Origin of the sequence: Pseudomonas putida, assembly GCF_028682475.1 — a bacterium.
Lineage (GTDB): Bacteria > Pseudomonadota > Gammaproteobacteria > Pseudomonadales > Pseudomonadaceae > Aquipseudomonas > Aquipseudomonas putida_AG.
On record NZ_JANHLE010000006.1, the window covers coordinates 147,130 to 160,641 of the forward strand.

12 protein-coding genes are annotated in these 13,512 nt (G+C 62.7%); all 12 read right to left on the minus strand.

Translation table 11 applies throughout. From position 1 onward, the window contains the following. Positions 1-4: 4 nt before the first annotated feature. The 12 genes from NPS47_RS07635 to NPS47_RS07690 all read right to left on the minus strand — a co-directional run bounded on the left by NPS47_RS07635 (position 5) and on the right by NPS47_RS07690 (position 13,470). Positions 5-550, minus strand: coding sequence for a hypothetical protein (locus NPS47_RS07635; RefSeq protein WP_274294377.1), 546 nt, complete (start codon positions 548-550; stop codon positions 5-7). A 28-nt stretch (positions 551-578) separates the two neighbouring features. Beyond that, positions 579-1,283, minus strand: a complete 705-nt coding sequence (locus tag NPS47_RS07640) for a TetR/AcrR family transcriptional regulator (protein WP_274294378.1) — start codon at positions 1,281-1,283, stop codon at positions 579-581. A gap of 100 nt (positions 1,284-1,383) precedes the next feature. After that, the gene (gene lysS, locus NPS47_RS07645; RefSeq protein ID WP_274294379.1) at positions 1,384-2,886 is read right to left on the minus strand and encodes a lysine--tRNA ligase; all 1,503 of its coding nucleotides are present in this window, start codon (positions 2,884-2,886) and stop codon (positions 1,384-1,386) included. 71 nt (positions 2,887-2,957) lie between these two features. Then, a protein-coding gene (prfB, locus tag NPS47_RS07650) for a peptide chain release factor 2 (protein WP_274294380.1) occupies positions 2,958-4,053 on the minus strand; the annotation gives its coding sequence in 2 pieces (ribosomal slippage) (positions 2,958-3,980 and positions 3,982-4,053; 1,095 coding nt in all). A 168-nt stretch (positions 4,054-4,221) separates the two neighbouring features. Continuing rightward, on the minus strand, positions 4,222-5,226 hold the full coding sequence (locus NPS47_RS07655) for a response regulator (RefSeq protein WP_274294381.1): 1,005 nt from the start codon (positions 5,224-5,226) through the stop codon (positions 4,222-4,224). A 51-nt stretch (positions 5,227-5,277) separates the two neighbouring features. Beyond that, positions 5,278-6,291: a chemotaxis response regulator protein-glutamate methylesterase gene (locus NPS47_RS07660; protein ID WP_274294382.1), complete on the minus strand. Its 1,014-nt coding sequence runs from the start codon at positions 6,289-6,291 to the stop codon at positions 5,278-5,280. After that, the gene (locus NPS47_RS07665) at positions 6,288-8,573 is read right to left on the minus strand and encodes a hybrid sensor histidine kinase/response regulator (RefSeq protein WP_274294383.1); all 2,286 of its coding nucleotides are present in this window, start codon (positions 8,571-8,573) and stop codon (positions 6,288-6,290) included. The genes NPS47_RS07660 and NPS47_RS07665 overlap by 4 nt, the downstream gene beginning before the upstream one ends. Continuing rightward, positions 8,570-9,232 carry a chemotaxis protein CheW gene (locus tag NPS47_RS07670; RefSeq protein WP_274294384.1) on the minus strand — a complete coding sequence of 221 codons (663 nt, stop codon included), beginning with the start codon at positions 9,230-9,232 and terminating at the stop codon, positions 8,570-8,572. Before NPS47_RS07670 ends, NPS47_RS07665 begins: the two co-directional genes overlap by 4 nt. Further along, a complete protein-coding gene (locus tag NPS47_RS07675) occupies positions 9,229-10,491 on the minus strand; it encodes a CheR family methyltransferase (RefSeq protein WP_274294385.1) in 1,263 nt (420 codons plus the stop codon). Before NPS47_RS07675 ends, NPS47_RS07670 begins: the two co-directional genes overlap by 4 nt. Next, positions 10,488-11,024, minus strand: a complete 537-nt coding sequence (locus tag NPS47_RS07680; RefSeq protein ID WP_274294386.1) for a chemotaxis protein CheW — start codon at positions 11,022-11,024, stop codon at positions 10,488-10,490. The genes NPS47_RS07675 and NPS47_RS07680 overlap by 4 nt, the downstream gene beginning before the upstream one ends. Before the next feature lie 7 nt (positions 11,025-11,031). Next, complete coding sequence (locus NPS47_RS07685) at positions 11,032-12,594, minus strand: methyl-accepting chemotaxis protein (protein ID WP_425313482.1); 1,563 nt, start codon at positions 12,592-12,594, stop codon at positions 11,032-11,034. A 189-nt stretch (positions 12,595-12,783) separates the two neighbouring features. Then, entirely contained in the window at positions 12,784-13,470 is a 687-nt protein-coding gene (locus NPS47_RS07690; protein WP_274294388.1) for a tellurite resistance TerB family protein, read from the minus strand. Between the last annotated feature and the right edge of the window lie 42 nt (positions 13,471-13,512).

The window sequence follows — 13,512 nt, forward strand, 5'->3', positions numbered from 1 at the left end:
TCTATTACTTGCCAGCCCGCTGGAACCGCGCCACTTCGATGAACAGATCGGAGTTGGCCGGGTCGTCCAGGTAAGCCAGGACGCGCTCGGCCGGGCTGTCGATCAGCACACCTTCGCCGTTGTCTTCGGGGACCTCGTAGGTACGCCCGCTGAGTTCTTTCTTCTCTACGGCCTGGTTGACCTGCTCGACGTCGAGGTTGTAGACCACCAGTTCCTTGCCGTCGATGACATCGAAGCCAGCGATCAGGAAATTGCCGCCCAGACGCTTGGGCACGCCGGCCGAGAGGTACCAGCGGTTGCCGTGCCGGGACACTGTGAAGACGTACTCATCACGTTTTTTGTCCTTGCCGATGGCCACGGCCTTGTAGGCGTCGCCACCGCTACGGCTGATCTGCAGGGACAGTGGTTCGCCCCAGGCGTCCTTGCTGGTCCATGTGCCGAGCAGGGCTTTGGGCGCGGCCTCATTGGCCGGCATCGGTTCGTTGAAGGTCACCAGACAACCGCCAAGCAGTAAAAACGACAACGCCAACAGCAAACTTCTGGCTTTCATCGGGTTCTCCTTGAAATAGGGTCGCGGCTCACACGGCGGCCAGTACCAGATGCAGGTACCGGGTAAGGATAGCGAGCATCTGCGCTTGCGCATCGGCGCGTGAGCCGTCGAGCAGGCCCTGATATTCCATCTGCTCGATAATTGCCGTCAACACCAGCGCATCCTGCTGTGGCTGACGCGAACCCACGACCTGAAGCATCTGGCCGGCGCCACGCAGCAGAATCTGCTCGTGCAGCTTGACCAGTTCGGCCAGGCGCGGGCACAGCAACGCCTCCTGGCGAAAGGCCTGCTCGGCCATCAGGAAGTCGCGGCGGTTGTGCAACTGACGCTGCACGTAGTCGGCCATCATCTTCGCCACTTCATCGGCCAGCCGCGCCCGGCACGGCGGGCTTTGATCGCCCTGCGCGAGCAACTGGCGCAGCAGCACCTCGGTGTGCTCCCACAATTTGGCCATGTAGGCCGCGCTGCGCTCCACATACTGGGCGAAGGTATCGGTGAGCAGGTCTTCGATGTCTTTGAAGTAGTAGGTGGTCGCCGACAGCGGCACCCCGGCCTCGGCCGCCACCGCGCGGTGACGCACACCGCGCACACCTTCGCGAACGACAATGCGCATGGCCGCGTCGAGAATGTCCTGGCGGCGCTGTTCGCTGCCCTGGCGGCTAGCCTTGCGGCCCTGATACTGAACGCTTTCGGCAACCGTTGTGGCAACGCCAGCGGCACCTTGTTGAGCCATTGCAGGAGTCACTGCTGATCTACCCCATGAGTTGAAGCCGATGGAAGAATTTTCGACAGGCATGAAAAAGCCGCCCCGGAAGGCGGCTTGTTCAGATCACTCAGGCCTGTGGACGCATGTGCGGGAACAGGATCACATCGCGAATCGATGGCGAGTTGGTCAGCAGCATCACCAGACGGTCGATACCGATACCTTCACCGGCGGTTGGCGGCATGCCGTATTCCAGGGCGCGGACGAAGTCGGCGTCGTAGTGCATGGCTTCGTCGTCGCCGGCGTCCTTGTCCGCCACCTGGGCCATGAAACGCTCGGCCTGGTCTTCCGCGTCATTGAGCTCGGAGTAGGCGTTGGCGATTTCGCGGCCACCGATGAACAGCTCGAAGCGGTCGGTGACGTTCGGGTTGTCGTCGTTGCGACGGGCCAGCGGCGAGACTTCGAACGGGTACTGGGTAATGAAGTGCGGCTGTTCCAGCTTGTGCTCGACCAGCTCTTCGAAAATCATCACCTGCAGCTTGCCCAGGCCTTCGAAGCCGAGGACCTTGGCGCCGGCTTTCTTGGCGATAGCACGCGCCTTGTCGATGTCGTTCAGGTCGTCAGCGGTCAGCTCAGGGTTGTACTTGAGGATCGAGTCGAACACCGACAGACGCACGAACGGCTCGCCGAAGTGGAACACCTTGTCGCCGTACGGCACGTCGGTGCTGCCCAGGACCAGCTGCGCCAGCTCGCGGAACAGCTCTTCGGTCAGGTCCATGTTGTCTTCGTAGTCAGCGTAGGCCTGGTAGAACTCGAGCATGGTGAACTCGGGGTTGTGCCGGGTGGAAACGCCTTCGTTACGGAAGTTGCGGTTGATCTCGAAGACTTTCTCGAAGCCACCAACAACCAGACGCTTGAGGTACAGCTCCGGCGCGATGCGCAGGAACATGGCCATGTCCAGGGCATTGTGGTGGGTTTCGAACGGCTTGGCTGCGGCACCACCCGGGATGGTCTGCAGCATCGGCGTTTCCACTTCGAGGAAGTCACGCTTGATCAGGAAGTTGCGGATGTGGTTGATGACCTGCGAACGCACACGGAAGGTATCGCGCACTTCTTCGTTGACCATCAGGTCGACGTAGCGCTGACGGTAGCGCTGCTCGGTGTCGGTCAGGCCGTGGTGCTTGTCGGGCAGCGGGCGCAGCGACTTGGTCAGCAGGCGCACGTTGGTCATCTCGACGTACAGGTCGCCCTTGCCGGAACGTGCCAGGGTACCTTCGGCGGCGATGATATCGCCCAGGTCCCAGGTTTTCACCGCGGCCAGGGTTTCTTCCGGCAGGGTCTTGCGGTTGACGTAGACCTGGATGCGCCCGGTCATGTCCTGGATCACCATGAACGAGCCACGGTTGAGCATGATGCGGCCGGCAACCTTGACCGGAATCGCTGCAGCTTCCAGCTCTTCCTTGGTCTTGTCGACATACTGTTTCTGCAGGTCGTTGCAGTAGCTGTCACGGCGGAAGTCGTTGGGGAAGGCATTACCCTTGGCGCGCTCGGCAGCAAGCTTTTCCTTGCGCAGCGCGATCAGGGTGTTTTCTTCCTGTTGCAGGTCTTGCGGGTCGAGTTTGAGGTCGCTCATGTCGTTACATTTTCCATCTGGGGTTCATTGCCCCCGCCCGCAGGCGAGGGTCTTAAAGCGGATCGGGAAACTTACAGCCCCTGCTTGAGGCTGGCTTCCAGGTACTCATCGAGGTCGCCGTCGAGCACCTTGTTGCAGTCGCTGCGTTCAACACCGGTACGCAGGTCCTTGATGCGCGAGTCATCCAGCACGTAGGAGCGGATCTGGTGGCCCCAGCCGATGTCCGACTTGCTGTCTTCCAGCGCCTGGGAGGCTGCGTTGCGCTTCTGCATTTCCAGCTCGTACAACTTGGCCCGCAGCATTTTCATGGCGGTGTCCTTGTTCGCGTGCTGGGAGCGTTCGTTCTGGCACGCCACCACGGTGTTGGTCGGCACGTGGGTGATACGTACGGCCGAGTCGGTGGTGTTTACGTGCTGACCGCCCGCGCCCGAGGAGCGGTAGGTGTCGACGCGCAGGTCCGATGGGTTGATATCGATTTCGACCTTGTCGTCGATCTCGGGGGACACGAACACCGCCGAGAACGAGGTGTGGCGACGGGCGCCGGAGTCGAACGGGCTCTTGCGTACCAGGCGGTGCACACCGATTTCGGTGCGCAGCCAGCCGAAGGCGTATTCGCCCTTGATGTGCACGGTGGCGCCCTTGATGCCGGCAACCTCACCTTCGGAAAGCTCGATGATGGTGGCGTCGAAGCCGCGCTTGTCGGCCCAGCGCAGGTACATACGCAGCAGAATGTTGGCCCAGTCCTGGGCCTCGGTGCCGCCGGAGCCGGCCTGGATGTCCAGGTAGGCGTTGTTCATGTCCATCTCACCGCTGAACATGCGGCGGAACTCGAGCAGTGCCAGAGCCTCTTCCAGGCCCTCCAGCTCGGTCACGACGTCGGCTACGGCGCCTTCATCGTTTTCCCCGACGGCCATGTCGAGCAGGTCCTGGCAGTCGGCCAGGCCACCGGCCAGCTTGTCCAGGGTCTCGACGACCTGCGCCAGCATGGCGCGCTCGCGGCCTAGTGCCTGGGCGTATTCAGGCTTGTTCCAGACGTTCGGGTCTTCGAGCTCGCGGTTGACTTCGATCAGGCGGTCATGCTTGTGATCGTAGTCAAAGATACCCCCGAATGGACTCGGAGCGCTCGGTCAGGTCCTTGATGGTGTTCAGGATCGGTTGGATTTCCATGGGCGGGCAACTCTCGTGCGTAATCGGTAGAAAAGCCGGGGAGTATAACCGAGTCTGAAAGCTGACGGCAGCCCGTCGGGCGGTTGTTGTGGGAGCGGGCTTGCCCCGCGATTGCTGGCTGTCAGCCACACCGCATCGCGGGGCAAGCCCGCTCCCACAAAGTTTGATTCAATCCACACCCACCTGGTTACGGCCATTATTTTTAGCCAGGTACAGGCCCTTGTCCGCCGCCGAAATCAACTGCCGACAGTGACTGCCAATCGCCGGCGTCAAGGTGGCCAGGCCGATGCTCACCGTCAAGCGCGAAGCCGCTTCGGGCGCGCTGTGCGGGATGTTCAGGGCGAGCACGGTCTGGCGCAGTTTCTCGGCAATCAGCCGCGCGCCGCCTGGCGAGGTGTTGGGCAGTACCAGCGCAAACTCTTCGCCGCCATAGCGCGCCGGCAAGTCGCTGGGCCGCGAACAGGAACCGCGAATGGCCTCGGCCACCTGGCGCAGGGCTTCGTCGCCGGCCAGATGACCGAAACTGTCGTTGTAGGCCTTGAAGTAGTCGACATCGATCATCAGCAACGACAACTGCTGCTGTTCACGCATGGCACGGCGCCATTCCAGCTCCAGGTACTCGTCGAAATGGCGGCGGTTGGACAGCCCGGTAAGACCATCGGAGTTCATCAGGCGCTGCAGCATCAGATTGGTGTCGAGCAGCTGCTGCTGGCTGACGCGCAGGGCACGGTAGGCCTCGTCGCGTTGCAACAGGGTCAGGTAAGAGCGCGAGTGATAGCGGATGCGCGCCACCAGCTCGATGTTGTCCGGCAGTTTGACCAGGTAGTCGTTGGCACCGGCCGCGAAGGCCGCACTCTTGACCAGCGGATCTTCCTTGGTCGACAAGACGATGATCGGAATGTCCCGGGTTGCCGGGTTGTTACGGTATTCGCGTACCAGCGTCAAACCATCGAGGCCGGGCATGATCAGGTCTTGCAGGATCACCGTCGGCTTGATCTGCACCGCCTGGGCTACGGCCTGGTGCGGGTCGGCACAGAAGTGGAAGTCGATGTTCTCTTCGTGAGACAGCCCACGGCGCACCGCTTCACCGATCATGGCTTGATCGTCGACCAACAGGACCATTGCCGAGTTTTCATTGGTGGCCGGGAAACCGTCGAGCGGTAAATCATTCATGCGCTGTCACCTGGTCACTGCCGACTGGCCGGCGTGGCACAATACATATCGTCATTTAGGAAATATTTCCATTAATCGTGCAGCGATCCGCTCCAGCGGGCGAATTTCCATTGCCGCGTCGATCGCCGCCGCAGCCTTGGGCATGCCGTATACGGCGCTGCTGTGTTGGTCCTGAGCAATGGTCAGGAAGTTCTGCTGGCGCATCAGCTTCAGGCCCTGGGCGCCATCGCGTCCCATGCCGGTGAGCAGCACGCCAACTGCGTCGCCTCGCCAGTAGCGGGCCACGCTTTCAAAAAACACGTCGATCGAAGGCCGGTAGATTTCGTTTACCGGTTCGGCGGTGTAGGCCAAAGTGCCGTTCTTGAGCAAGCGGATGTGGTGGTTGGTGCCTGCCAGCAACACCTGCCCGGGCTGCGGCGGCTCGCCTTCGCAGGCCAGGCGTACCGGTAAACCCGAAGCACTGCTGAGCCATTCGGCCATGCCTGCGGCAAACACCTGGTCAACGTGCTGGACCAGCACGATGGCGGCAGGAAAGGCCTGTGGCAAGCCCTTGAGCAAGACTTCCAGGGCCGCCGGGCCACCCGCTGATGAGCCGATGGCGACCAGCCCCTGGCGTTGCGCCACCTCACGCAAAGGCGCAGTCAGTGGCCGCGGCGTGTTGCTGCGCTGCTGGCCAATCAACCAGCCGATATTGAGAATCTTGCGCAGCAGCGGTGCGGCCGCTTCCCTGGGGTCGCCAGCACCCAGAGCCGGGGTATCGACCACATCCAGCGCGCCATGGCCCATGGCTTCGAATACCCGGTGGACATTCTGCTGCCGGTCGACGGTGACAATCACGATGGCGCAGGGCGTCTCGGCCATGATCCGCCGGGTCGCCTCGACGCCATCCATGACCGGCATGATCAGGTCCATCAGGATCAGGTCCGGCGTCTGTTCGGCGCACAGCTTCACCGCCTCGGCGCCATTGCTGGCAACCCAGAGCACCTGGTGCATGGGTTCGAACGCCAGCGCCCGGCGCAGCGCCTCCACGGCCATGGGCATGTCGTTGACGATAGCGATCTTCATCCCTGGGCTCCCCCGATCAACTCAACCACAGCATCAAGCAAGGCGTCATCGTGGAAACTGGCCTTGGCCAAATAGTAGTCGGCTCCAGCGTCCAGTCCACGGCGGCGATCTTCTTCACGGTCCTTGTAGGAGACCACCATGACCGGCAGCGTCTGCAGGCGGCTATCGCGACGCAACAAGGTGACCAGCTCGATACCATCCATTCGCGGCATGTCGATGTCGGTAATCAGCAGGTCGAAATCCTCACTGCGCAAGGCGTTCCAACCGTCCATGCCATCGACCGCGACCGCCACCTCATAACCACGGTTGCTCAGCAGCTTGCGCTGCAGCTCGCGCACGGTCAGCGAGTCATCGACCACCAGGATGCGCTTGCGCGCCGCCTCGCGGGTATTGCGCTGGCCACGCTCGATACGCTCAAGGCGACCGGTACTCAAGAGCTTATCGACCGATCGCAGCAGGTCTTCAACGTCGATGATCAGCACTACGCTGCCATCATCGAGCAGCGCACCCGATGAAATATCCTGAATCTTGCCCAGCCGCGCATCGAGCGGCATCACCACCAGCACCCGCTCGCCGACCAGGCGCTCGACCGCCACGCCGTAGAGCATCTCGCGCTCGCGGATGACCACCACTTTGATCGCTTCTCCGCTGGCCTGGCTTGGCGGGCGATTGAGCAATTGGCTGGCCGTGACCAGGCCGATGTGCCGGCCTTCATGCCAGAAGTGCTGGCGCCCCTCAATCTGTACGATGGCCTCGGTCGGCAGCTCCAGGGTGCGTTCTATGTGCGCCAGGGGGAAGGCATAAGCCTCGGCAGCGACCTCGACCACCAGGCTGCGCACCACCGACAGGGTCAGCGGCACTTCCAGGTGGAAACTGCTGCCCTGGCCACTGGTCTGGCTCAACACGATCGAGCCGCGCAATTGACGGACCATATGCTGCACGGCGTCCAGACCAACGCCACGTCCGGACACTTCAGTGACCTGGTCGCGCAGGCTGAAGCCTGGCAGGAACAGGAAGGTCAGCAGCTCCGCTTCGCTCATCTGCGCCACGGTTTCGGCCGGCGACAGCTGGCGCTCGACAATGCTCTGGCGCAAGCGCTGCAGGTCCACGCCAGCACCGTCATCGCTAAGCTCGAGCACCAGCAGGCCAGCCTGATGCGATGCCCGCAAGCGGATATGCCCTTCCTGCGATTTGCCGGCCAGCAGCCGTCGCTCAGGCAGCTCGATGCCGTGGTCCACGGCATTGCGCAGCAAGTGGGTCAGCGGTGCTTCCAGTTTTTCCAGGACATCGCGATCCACCTGGGTCTTTTCGCCTTCGATCTCCAGGCGCACCTGTTTGCCCAGCGAGCGCCCCAGGTCGCGAACCATCCGGCTCTGTCCGGTGAGCACATCGGCAAACGGTCGCATGCGGCATGCCAGGGCGGTGTCATACAGCAGTTGTGCGCGTTGGCTGGCTTGCCAGCCGAACTCATCGAGGTCGGCGGCCTGTTGCAGCAGTAGCTGCTGGGTTTGTCCCAGCAGTTGCTGGGCCTGAGCCAGGGCTTCCTGAACTTCGGCGCTCTGACCGCTGGCTTGCAGCTGGTTTTTCAGGCCATCGAGGGCGCGAACACTCTGGCTGTGCATACGCTTGAGGCGCTGCAAGGTGGCCAGGTACGGTTTGAAGCGCTGGGTTTCGACCAACGCCTTGCTCGACAGGTCGAGCAGGCTGTTCAAGCGTTCGGCGGTAACCCGCAGGATCCGCTCGCCGCCTTCAGCGGTGCGCTTACCCTTGCGCGGGACAGGGACCTCGGGTTCGGCGTCGGGCAGTAGCGGCTCGATCAGCGGCTCCGCCATCACCGGCTCAGGCTCAAGCCTGGGCAGCGCCGCAGGGGGCGCGCTAATCGTCAGCGTAGCGGCCGGGTCCAGCAGTCCCGTCATCTGCACGAGAAATGCCTGGACCGCAGGCTCAATGGCCACGTCGCCAGGGGTCGCGATACGCATCAGCAGGTCGGTGCCTTGCAGCAAGGCATCGATATGTTCGGCGCGCAGCACTAACCGGCCTTCCTGTGCACCGACCAGGCAATCTTCCATGACATGGGCAACGCTGACCCCGGCATCGACGCCAACAATCCGCGCTGCACCCTTGAGCGAATGCGCCGCGCGCATGCAGGCTTCCAGTTGATCGGCCTGGGTCGGGTTGCGCTCCAACGCCAGCAGGCCGGCGCTGAGCACCTGGGTCTGGGCCTCGGCCTCCAGGCTGAACAGTTCGAGCAGCGACGCATCGCGCATTTGCTCTGGGGTCATGAAAGGCTCCGGTTCACTGCAGACAGTACTTGTTCTTCATCCAGCACCCGTACACTGCGCCCACGCCATTGCAGCACCGCGGCAGTAAAGCGCGTTTCGCCCTGGTCATGCACCAGGCGCTCGGGGTCCAGGCCGTGAATACCGTCCACTTCATCCACCCGCACCACCACCGAACCACCGGCGGCGGCGATGATCAGCATGCGCGGCATGACCCGGGCCGATGCGCTGAGCGTGCCGAGCACGTCCAGGCCCAGCAGGTCGGCCAGCGACAGACAGGGCACCAGGGCACCACGCACATTGGCGACGCCCTGTAATGCCCGCGAGCGCTGATGAGGCAACGAATGGACCGGCTGCAACGGCGCAACCTCGACCAGACAACGGGTCGCCAGCGCAAGCCATTCTTCCCCCAGACGGAACAGCAGCATCGAACGACCGCTGCGCTCCTCCTGCACCTGTGCCTGCTCATGGGCATCCTGAGCCAACGAGTAACGGTCCAGCAGGCGAGTCGCGGCGCTGGCATAGGCATCGCAATTGCGGCAGTGGATATGTTCGGCCAGCAGCGGGCAGCTTTTATCACCGCGCACACCGATCCGGTTCCAGCAGTCATCAATGCTGGCGGCATCTGCAGCAACCACTCGCACCTGTTGCTCTCCCTTCATTGTTCAGACTCCCGATCAGCCCGCCGTGCAGCGCGTTCCTGCAGGCGCCGGGCACCGGCGAGATCGCCCTGAGAGGCGAGCAATGCCGCCAGGTGTGCCAAGGCTTCAGCATGCTGCGGATCGAGGTACAGTGCCTTGCGGTAATGGCTGAGCGCTTCGCCGGTGTCGCCCGCGGTATCACTGAGCAAGCCCAGCCAGTAGAACACCTGGGCATGCGGCGGGTAGTGCTGCAGATAACGCGCACACGCAGCCTGAGCTTCAGCGCTGCTACCGGCATTGGCCAACCGGGCTATCTGCGCCAGCCATTCGGCATTGCTGTCTGCTACCGCAGGCCTGACCGGTGTTGGCGCGGCAATGATATTGAACTTGCGCACGGGCACTGGCGACGGGCGTGGTGGATGGCTGGGCGGCGCAGGCAGCGGTGCCACTACCAGCGGTTTGCTGTTGAACAGCGGCTCACTTTCAGTCTGGCGCACATAGGCGAACGACTGGGCAATACCCAACGGACGCATACCCATGCGCGCCAACAGGCTGCCCTCGGCCGGGCCGATGAACAGGACACCCTGCTCATGAATCAGGCCCTTGAGCACTTCGAACACCCGTTGCTGGGTGGGCAGATCGAAATAGATCAGCAGATTGCGGCAGAACACAAAGTCATAGCTGCCCGCCCGGGCCTTCAATGCCGGGTCAAGCACGTTACCCACCTGCAACTTGACCTGTTGGCGGACTCGTTCATGAACGATGTGCCCGTCGTCACTTTGGTCGAAATGCCGCTGGCGAAACTCCAGCTGCGAACCACGAAAGGAATTGCGCCCGTACAGCCCCTGTTCGGCCCGATTGATCGACAGCGGACTGATGTCGATGCCATCGACCCGGAACGAGTTGCCGGCAATGCCGGCGTCAAGCAAGGTCATGGCGATGGAGTACGGCTCCTCACCGGTGGAACACGGCAGGCTGAGGATACGCAGCGGCCGCGTCCCGGCCAGCTCGGCCAGACGTTTGCTGGCCAGGCCTGCCAGCGCCGTGAACGATTCCGGATAACGAAAGAACCAGGTCTCCGGCACAATCACCGCTTCGATCAGCGCCTGCTGTTCCGCCGTCGATTGCTGCAAGCGCAACCAGTAGTCATCCAGGTCGCAGGCATCCAGTGCGGTGCAACGCTGGCGCAGCGCACGCTCGACCATCGGCGCACCGACCGAGGCGACGTCCAGACCGATGCGCTCTTGCAAGAAGCGGAAAAACCGCTGTTGATTGCTCATTGCCGCTCCCGACACTCACTTGCCTGGTGCTCAGGCAAGGGGTACAGCAGCGCCCGTACGGCGTCGCTGAGCAGGTCCTGCACGCTGATGCGTTGCACCAGCCCATGGGCATCCTCACGCACCGGTCCCAGGTAAGGCGCCTGCTGATTGTCCAGGCCGTAGGGCTGGAACGCTTCGGGCAGGCAACGCAGGGTATCGGTGGCCTGTTCAAGGATCAGCCCCAGCAACAGGTCGGGCCGCAGCGGATCAACCCGGTAGTGCACCAATACCAGGCGGGTACTGGTGCGCACCGGAGCCGGCAGGCCGAAACTCAAGGCGCCGACGTCGATCACCGGTACCAGCGCACCGCGATGCGCCAGCACCCCGGCCACCCACTCCGGTGTCTGCGCGATAGGTTTGAGCGGCAAGCGCGGCAAGACTTCGACGACCTCATGGGCGTCGAGCGCAAAGCGCTGCTCTCCGATTCTGAACAACAGGTACAAGGTCCCGTGAGAGCTCGCGTCCTGGCTGCGGCGGGGCTGAAGGTCGGTCATCGGCGGGTCAGACTTTGAACCGCGATACACCGCCACGCAGGCCGCTCGCCACCTGACTCAGCTCATCGATGGCAAAGCTTGCCTGACGCAGCGATTCCACGGTCTGGCTGCTGGCATCGCCCAGTTGCGCCAGGGCGTGGTTGATCTGCTCGGCACCGGTGGCCTGGGCCTGCATCCCTTCATTGACCATCAACACCCGCGGCGCCAGGGCCTGGACCTGATGGATGATCTGGCTCAGTTGCTCACCGACCTGCTGCACTTCGAACATGCCACGGCGCACCTCTTCCGAGAACTTGTCCATGCCCATGACCCCGGCGGAGACTGCCGACTGGATCTCGCGGACCATCTGTTCGATGTCATAGGTGGCGACGGCGGTCTGGTCGGCCAGGCGCCGGACCTCAGTGGCTACCACGGCAAAGCCGCGACCGTATTCGCCGGCCTTTTCCGCCTCGATGGCGGCATTGAGCGAAAGCAGGTTGGTCTGGTCGGCGACCTTGACGATGGTCACCACCACCTGATTGATGTTGCCAGCCTTCTCGTTGAGGATCGCCAGCTTGTTGTTGACCAGGTCGGCGGCGCCCATTACCTGGTGCATGGTCTCTTCCATGCGCGCCAGGCCCTGCTGACCGGAGCCGGCGAGGATCGACGCCTGATCGGCGGCCGAGGTGACTTCGGTCATGGTCCGTACCAGGTCACGGGAGGTGGCGGCGATTTCCCGCGAGGTGGCGCCGATTTCCGTGGTGGTGGCAGCGGTTTCGGTGGCAGTCGCCTGCTGTTGCTTGGAGGTCGCGGCGATCTCGGTCACCGACGTGGTCACTTGCACCGAAGAGCGCTGGGCCTGGGACACCAGATTGGTCAGCTCGCCCATCATCTCGTTGAACCCGGTTTCCACGGCGCCGAACTCATCCTTGCGATCGAGCGTCATGCGCACACTGAGGTCACCGCTGCGGAGTTTGTCCAGGGCATGCACGATACGTTGCATCGGCGCAGTGATGGCCCGCATCAGCAGCAGGCCACAAATGGCGGCGGCGATAATCGCCAGGACCAGGGAAATGATCATGCTCACCTTGGCCGTGACCACCGCACCGACGATCGAATCGGCCGCCTCTTCGGCCGAGTGCCGGTTGCGCTCGATCACAGAATTGAGGTGCTTGCGGCCCGTGCTCCATGCCGGCGTCAGTACGTCTTCGATCAATTGTCGGGCCTGGGCGTAGTCCTTGCGCGTATAGGCTTCAAGCACCGTCTCGACGGCCTTGGTATAGGCATCTTCGAGGCGGCCGAACTCTTCGAAGTTGGCCTGATCGTCGGGATTCTGGATAGTTGCCTGGTAACTGGCCATGTGCTGCTTGAGGCGATCTTCGAAGTCCTTGTACTGCGCCTTGTCGGTCGCAGTTAGCTCGCGCTGCCCGCTCAGGCCCACCAGCTGCTGGGTCAACACATAACTGTCGACCCAGGCACTGCGGATCATCGAACTGTAGTAAACCCCGGGGATGCTGTCGGTCCGCACCGCTTCCTCATCGGACTCGATGGTCACCAGGCGCGAATAGGCCGCAACCACCATCAACAGCATGATGGCGATAATCACGGCGAAGCTCGCCAGGATCCGTTGGCGCAAGGTCCAGTTTTTCACAGTCAGCCCTCAAGTGTTCTACGCGAGCAGAAAAATGCGCAGAGTATAGCCCAGGCACCCCGGGCTTTTGCGGCTGACTTTCAGGCTGGATCGGCGCTGGTTGACCTTATCCAGGCCTCTGCCCCGTAATTATTGAGCGATGGCCTGTTTCACCTGATTCTCCAGCTCGGCTTTCAACGCCGGATCGAGCTTGAGCTGACGGGCCAGTTCGTCAAGATAAGCCCGCTCCATGAAATGTTCCTCGTCAACCAGCATGACGCTGGCGATGTACATCTCGGCGGCCATCTCCGGCGTGCGGGCGGCACGCGCCACATCGGCCGGGTCCAGCGGTTTGTTCAGCTCGGCGTGCAACCAGTGCTGCAGTTCCTGGTCGCTGGAGAGTTTGACGAACTCGCCCTCGATCAACGCCCGTTCGCGCTCGTCGACGTGGCCATCGGACTTGGCCGCGGCCACCAGAGCCTTGAGGATTGCCTGGCTGTGCTGTTCGACCTGGGCAGGTGGCAGGCGATCGAGGGTCTGGGGTTCAACCGGCGCCGTGGCGCCCTGGTTGGCCTGCCAATTGCCGTAGGCCTTGTACGCCAGCACGCCAAGCGCAGCCAGGCCGCCGTAGGTCAGGGCTTTGCCGCCGTACTTGCGGGCTTTTTTGCTGCCCATCAGCAGGCCCATGGCGCCTGCCGCCAGGGCCCCGCCACCGGCACCGGAAAGCAGGCTGCCAAGGCCACCTGAGGATTTTCCGGCTGCACTTTTACCAGCCTGGTTCTGCAGCAGGTCCTGACCGGATTTGAGCAATTGATCGAGCAAGCCACGGGTGTTCATCGGGCACCTCCAAGGACGGGAAACAAACCCCAAGAGTACTGC